The sequence below is a fragment of the Abditibacteriota bacterium genome (genome assembly GCA_017552965.1).
Lineage (GTDB): Bacteria > Armatimonadota > UBA5829 > UBA5829 > UBA5829 > RGIG7931.
In genome coordinates this window covers 1-6488 of the sequence record JAFZNQ010000002.1, presented here as the reverse complement: position 1 = coordinate 6488, position 6488 = coordinate 1, and the positions used below count along the sequence as shown (strand labels likewise).

Annotated in this window: 7 protein-coding genes; all 7 read right to left on the bottom strand. The window is 59.7% G+C overall.

The genetic code is table 11. The annotated features are described in order from the left end of the window. Nucleotides 1-462 precede the first annotated feature (462 nt). The 7 genes from IK083_00040 to IK083_00010 are packed head-to-tail and all read right to left on the bottom strand — an operon-like array spanning nucleotide 463 to nucleotide 6190. A complete protein-coding gene (locus tag IK083_00040) occupies nucleotides 463-1350 on the bottom strand; it encodes an alpha/beta fold hydrolase (GenBank protein ID MBR4747946.1) in 888 nt (295 codons plus the stop codon). A gap of 15 nt (nucleotides 1351-1365) precedes the next feature. Further along, nucleotides 1366-2199, bottom strand: a complete 834-nt coding sequence (locus tag IK083_00035) for an alpha/beta hydrolase (protein ID MBR4747945.1) — start codon at nucleotides 2197-2199, stop codon at nucleotides 1366-1368. A gap of 24 nt (nucleotides 2200-2223) precedes the next feature. Next, complete coding sequence (locus IK083_00030; GenBank protein MBR4747944.1) at nucleotides 2224-3123, bottom strand: alpha/beta hydrolase; 900 nt, start codon at nucleotides 3121-3123, stop codon at nucleotides 2224-2226. A 33-nt stretch (nucleotides 3124-3156) separates the two neighbouring features. Then, nucleotides 3157-4230 carry a Gfo/Idh/MocA family oxidoreductase gene (locus tag IK083_00025; GenBank protein MBR4747943.1) on the bottom strand — a complete coding sequence of 358 codons (1074 nt, stop codon included), beginning with the start codon at nucleotides 4228-4230 and terminating at the stop codon, nucleotides 3157-3159. A 3-nt stretch (nucleotides 4231-4233) separates the two neighbouring features. After that, nucleotides 4234-4677, bottom strand: a complete 444-nt coding sequence (locus tag IK083_00020) for a DNA-binding protein (GenBank protein MBR4747942.1) — start codon at nucleotides 4675-4677, stop codon at nucleotides 4234-4236. Beyond that, nucleotides 4677-5444, bottom strand: a complete 768-nt coding sequence (locus tag IK083_00015; protein ID MBR4747941.1) for a hypothetical protein — start codon at nucleotides 5442-5444, stop codon at nucleotides 4677-4679. The genes IK083_00020 and IK083_00015 overlap by 1 nt, the downstream gene beginning before the upstream one ends. After that, entirely contained in the window at nucleotides 5441-6190 is a 750-nt protein-coding gene (locus IK083_00010) for a hypothetical protein (protein MBR4747940.1), read from the bottom strand. The genes IK083_00015 and IK083_00010 overlap by 4 nt, the downstream gene beginning before the upstream one ends. Between the last annotated feature and the right edge of the window lie 298 nt (nucleotides 6191-6488).

The following is a 6488-nucleotide window of genomic DNA, read 5'->3' as shown; positions in this document are numbered from 1 at the left end:
GGGACAAGAACAAAAGCGCTCTTATGCTTCTTTCGTATCTGCTTCAGCCGGGTCCTCCCCATTTGCCCTCTCCGGCTATGCCGGAGCAATGAACGGGCAAACGGGTCCCGCCCGAGATCCCTTCCCCAAAACGGCCAAACGCATCCGCGTTTGATACGTTGCCGTTTTGGCCGGGATGACGAGGAGTTTTTCTCTGCCCCGCGATACGCCCCCCCAACGGCCCTCTCCAGCGGTGGGCCTGATGTGTTGCCCGGGTCTGTCCTTCCATTACAGGAGATCTCTTACCGGTTTCGCATACGCTCAACCGCCGAGATGACGCGGGGTTGCGCTGGGATGACGGCGGAGTGGGCGCAGCGGTTTCCGCCGGGATGACGGCGGAGAGGGCCCAAAAGAAGACACACGGTCCCGGGCGGGACCGTGTGTGTCATCATGCATCATGAGGGCGGCCGGGCCGCCGCGCTGTCACTTCTTTTTGGGCGCTGCCGGGGCAAAGAGGCCCTTGCCCTCTATAAAGTCCTTCGAGAACTCCTCCACCAGATCAATGGTATCCTGGGGATGGGTGTCCAGGCCGTGGCCCTCCTCGGGCAGTATCACCAGCTTGTTTTTGACGCCCAGCCGGTCCAGCTCCTTGTGAAAGTCCACTCCCTGGACGGCGGGCACTATATCGTCCTTGCCTCCGTGGATGCTCAATATGGGGCACATACCCCGCCTGGCGTAGGTGATGGGCGACATTTTTTCCAGCTCCTTGATGGGGTCGCCCTTGGGGTCCTCTGCCAGGGCCTCAAAGAGGCCTCTGAATTGCGAGTCGGGAGTATAATACTTCACCAGCTCCTCGGGCCCGCACCAATTGAGGACTCCCTGTATCTGGCTGCTCACGTCCTTCAGTCCGACGCCTTCCCACACCCCGGGGCGCAGGACCGCCAGCATACAGGCCAGATGGCCGCCGGCGCTGTGTCCAAACGCGACGATCTTGTTGGGGTCGATGTCATACTTCTTTGCGTTGGCCCGCACGTGTCTGACGGCGGTGCGGCAGTCGGCCACCTGCTGGCTCATCCTGGCGGGCAGCAGCCGGTAGTCTATGTTGAACACCTTGAAGCCCTGCCGGGCCAGGAGCCCCGACTGGAACATGAAGCCCTCGGCCTCTCCGCCGGACCAGGCGCCGCCGTGGATGGCGATGCAGGCGGGCTTGAAGCTCCGGCCGTCCTTTTCCTCCACCACTATCATATAGAGGTCCTGTCCGTTGTCTCCCTGCCCGTAGCACACGTGGCGTTCTACGTTCAGGTCCCGCTGGGCCCACAGGGAGCCCAGGAAGCAGTGGAACAGTATTATCGCAATAACAAACAGTTTCATCAGTCTCTCCTCGCGTTATATCAAAGGTCTCGGGGCAAAAAAGCCCTTTTGTTCGACAAAGTCCCTGCAATACCCGGCGGCAGCCTGCCGCATTTCCTCGGAAAACTCGTGCCAGCGGCCTTCCGCTACCAGCAGGGTGTTGCTGACGCCAGCAGCGTCCAGCAGCTTTTTGTAGTCCGCGCCCATCTGCCACATCACTATGTCGTCGGTGCCGCCGTACATATTGAGATGGGGGCACAGGCCCGGGCGCACGTAGTTGACGGGGCTGATGTCCGTCAGCATGGCGGGATAATCTCCCCGGGGGTCTGGCACCAGAGAGCCGATCCATTCGGCAAATTCGTCCTTGTGGATGGTGGTCCTCAGTATCTCCGGATCCACGTAATAGCGCAGGTCCGCCGGGCCCACCGCGTTGAGAACGCCCTGTATGACGGAGGAAGCCTCGGTCCAGCTGCCGCCCTCGTATTTGCCCTCGGGCAGAACACCCAGCATACAGGCCAGATGTCCGCCGGCGCTGATGCCTCCGGCCATTATCCGGCCCGGGTCTATGCCGTAGTTGTAATGGTTGGCCCGCACGTGGCGGACGGCGGTGCGGCAGTCCTCTATCTGGGCCGGCCAGCGAGCCTCCCCGGTCAGGCGGTATTCTATGTCAAACACCTTGAAGCCCTGCTCCGCGATAAAGGTGCTGAATTCGACGTTGTCTTCCGCGGTGCCCCATATCCAGCCTCCGCCGTGTATGGAGATAAAGGCGGGAGCGCAGTCGCCCAGGCCTTCGGGCTCGTAAAAATACATAGAGAGGGGCCGTCCCCCGGTCGTCTTGCCGAAAATGATGTCTTTCTTTACGTTGATCATAATCCAACCTGCGTGAAAATAGTATTATTGTTTGCGGGGAGCAAAGGCATTGGCGCCGGAGACAAAATCGGCGCAAAACGCCTGGGCCCGCTCTTTCATATCGTCGGAAAACTCGTGGCCCCTGCCCTCGGCAATATACAGGCTGCTCACGCAGCCCGCTGCGGTAAGGGCTCTGTGATACTTTTCGCCCTGGTCATACATCACCACTTCGTCGATGCCGCCGTAGCAGTTGCAGTGAGGGCAGACGCCGGGCTTCACGTAGCTGACGGGGCTCATTTCCCTCAGCATGGCGGCCAGGTCCCCTTCTTCGGAGGGAGCCAGCATCCTGATGACCTGCACCCCTTCCTCATAGAAATGGGATGTGGTCCTCATTTTTTCGGAGTCCACAAAAAAGTTCAGGTCCACGGGCCCCACCACGTTCAGCACGGCCTGCACGGAGGAAGAGACCCCCTCCCAGCCCACGCCTTCGTATTTTCCCTGAGGCAGGACCGCCAGCAGACAGGCCAGGTGGGCTCCGGCGCTGCCGCCGGCGGCCATGATCCTGTCCGGGTCTACGTCATTTTCGCGGCAGTGGCTCCGCACGTATCTGACCGCGGTCTTGCTGTCCTCTATCTGGGCCGGCCAGCGGGCCTCCGTGGTCAATCGGTAGTCTATGTCAAACACCATCATGCCCTGCCGCGCCAAAAACACCGAAAAGCCGGCGTTGCCGTCTGCGTCGCCTTCCTTCCAGCTGCCGCCGTGAATGGATATGCAGGCAGGCATATGAGGCTTTTTTTGGGGAGGCTCGTACACGTTCATATACAGCTTGCGGCCTTCCCGGGTCTCGCCGTACGAGACCCCCTTGTCCACGCGCAGCCACTCGCCTTCGGCAAAGGCGGCGGCAGCGCACGCCAACAGCAATGCTGCGCACAGCATCGTGATCATATTTCGTATTCCTTTCTTGTTGTGTGTTTTTTTTTATTTTTCAAAGAGGCCGGCAAAGTCCCGGGAGGAGCAGCGCCGGAGAGGCAGGGTCACGGGCTTGCCGTCCCTGCAGGACTGATAGACAGCCAGCACCAGCTCCAGGGCATCCCGGCCGGCCCGGACGTCTATGTAGGGCTGCCGGTCTTCGGCAATGGCCCGGGCCATGTCGGCAAACACGCCGGTGTGGCCGTTGCCGTAGATATTGTGGGTCTTTTCGCAAAAGCTCTCTTCGGTGTCGCCCTGCTCCATGCCTTCATATTGCAGGCGCTCCAGCCGGTTGGCGCAGATGCCCCCTATCTTGGCGGAGCCCTTGTCGCCGAAGATGCACAGCTCTTCTTCCAGGTCGGTCTTATACACGTTCACGGAGCCTTCGATGGTGGCGGCAGCGCCGTTTTTGAACTTCACCAGGGCCACGCCCATATCCTCGGCTTCTATGTAGGGGTGCTGCTGACGGGCAGTGAAGCCAAAGACGGACTCTATCTCGCCGCCCATGAGCCAGCGGAGCAGGTCAATGCCGTGGATGCACTGGTTCATGAGGCAGCCGCCGTCATCCTGCCAGGTGCCCCGCCAGCCGGCCTGATCATAGTAGGACTTGTCCCGGAACCACCGCACGCACACGGAGCCGTGGCTCAGCCGGCCCAGCCTGCCTTCGTCCAGGGCCTTTTTCAGCATCTGAACGGGCACGTTGAACCGGTTCTGGTGGCAGGCGCAGGCCTTCACCCCGTGTTTGTCGGCGGCGGACACGATGGCGTCGGCGTCCTCTATGCTCATGGCCACCGGTTTTTCGATGATCACGTTGATGCCCCGCCGTATGCAGTAAAGAGCTATCTCGGCGTGAGACCCGCTGGGGGTGGCCACGCTCACCAGCTCCAGGTCGGGCTCGTCCCCGATCATCCGGGCGTAGTCGGTGTAGCGCCGGGCGCCGGCGCACACCGGAAAGGAGGCGGCCAAAGCCTCCATAGCCCCGGGATCCACGTCGCACAGACAGGCTATGTCCATATTGTTGGCTGCTGCTGCCTGTATGTGGCAGGGCGCTATGCGCCCGCAGCCTATGATAGCATATTTCATGTATTATTTGTAGCTCTTGGAGAAGGACCCCTTCATCTCGGTGGATCTTTCGGAGTAATCGGTGCCTTTGCCCAGTATGGTGAGGGTCTTCTTGCCCAGGGCGGGATCAAAGGCGCGGCACATATCCATGCCCTCCAGCTCGGTGATGATGACCTCCATATTCAGGTGCACCTTCATGTCCTCGTTGGGGTGGCCCACATAGGAGTCCTCGTTGTCGCCTATGCCGGCGTGGAAATGCAGCGCCGGCTTGTTGGCGTCGGGGACCACAGTGCCCAGGCCTACCAGCTCGTGGATGCCGCCGGGAGTCTTGATGGCGCCCATAGCCTGCACGTAGGCGAAGCGTATGGCCTCCCGGACGCAGATCTTGTTTACTTCGTCGTAGATGGACTCGCCGTCATGCAGCCTCGCCACAAAAACGCGGGCCGTTCTGCCTTGTGTGTATTCCATTATTCTATTCTCCACATTTTATAGTCTTCTCGTTCGTCCGCTTCCTTGTGCTGGCCCTGGCCGTCCAGCATCAAATGCCGGTCCAGGGTGTATTCCAGCATGATCACCTTGCCCAGCCCGGTGCTGAAATATATGTTGCCGGAGCCCTTGATGGTGGTCTTGCCGGTGATGCCCAGCTCGCCTACCGCGGCCTCGGCTCCCTGCCCCAGCACGTCGTCCAGCCCCTGCTCGTAGTCGGCAGTAAAGGATATCCGGGCTATCTCCACGCCGTTTTTGGTGTACACGTCCTCCAGACGGAGGGTGATGGGCTTGTTGAGGGTGTCCATGATCAGCTTGCCGGTCCAGGTGTCGCCCTTGCTGACGGGCTTGTCGGGCAGCAGCCCTATCTCCTTGGAGGGGTCAAAGCCGGAGGACGTCTTGCCTTCCTTGTCCCAGGAACCGGTCACCCGCCCCAGCCGGTCCAGCGTATAGCTGAAGCTCGACGAAGGGATCTTGGAGACGTCCTGCTCCTCGCCGTTGACCTTCAGCCCCACGGTGCGCACGGAGCTTTCCAGCTTCAGGTCGGGCATAGGGGCCTTCACTGTCTCGGTGATCTCGGTGATGGTCTCCACCGACACGGTGTTGCCGTCTTCTTTCTGAGTGATGAAGTTGGTCTCCCTGTATTTGTTCACCTCGCTGCCCTCATGCCTGTATTCCAGAGTGACCGGAGCGGCAAAGGCGGCGCAGGCCAGCAGCAGCAGCGCCGGGATGAGCAGAGCTTTTTTCATTTGGCGACCCTCCATTTTTTGGTTTTGATGACAGTCTTGGCAAAGGGCTTGCCCTCCGAGGTGACGTCGCAGAGCAGCTCCGACTCGGTGAGGATGTCGGTGCCCAGCTCGGTGGCAAAGTAGATGACTCCCTTGCCGGTCACGTCTATCATGCACTTGAAGTCACCCTCGGTGGAGTCGATCTTGTCCTCCACAGTAAACCTGATGACAGCCACCTTGACTCCCTTTTGGGTGTCCAGCTTCTCCAGAGTGTATTTGGCTTTGACATACTCGCCCTGCAGGCTGCGGCAGCCCTCCCAGCTGTCCCCGGGCTTCACGTCGCCCCGGGGCAGCAGATCCTTTTCTTTTTTGGCCTCAAAATGCTTTTCGGGCTTTTTGTCCGCGTCCAGAATGGACAGCACCCGGCCCTGAGGAGACAGGGTATAATAAAAGGTGTCGTCCGGAGTCTCGCTCTTGGGCACGGCCTCGCCGTTTTCCACCATCTTGATATATGACGACTGCAGCTTGATCATGGCGTTGCCGTCCTCGATGGACTCCACGGTCTCCCTGAAGGACAGCTCCTCGTCGGTGGTGGCCTTTTCGTTACCGCTGAAAAACTCAAACTCATAGACGAGGGAGCGGGTCTCCCTGTATTGCTCCACGGAGCCCTTTTTGAACTTGTATTTGAGCTCCACGGCAGACGCGCCGGACACCCCCGCGATGAGCAGGACCAGAGCCAGCGCCAGGCAAAGCAGACTGTGTTTCATGGCATTTCTCCGCATGATATGCTCGTTGCCGATGCATATATACTTTTTAATAATTATAGCATTTACGGGCTATTTATTCAATAATAAAGCAGAGAGGCGAAAAAACACTTTCGTCATCCCGGCTCATAACGTCACTTCGGCGGCAGCGCCAACCCCGCGTCATCTCGGCGGTTTTGACGTCAGGCAAAACCGGTAATTCGGGGCCCCCACGAATAAAGGTATTCGTGGGGTGAATAAGAGATCCCCTTCAAACTGTCGGAAGGGCCACGGCACGGCACCATACTCACCGCCGGGGGGT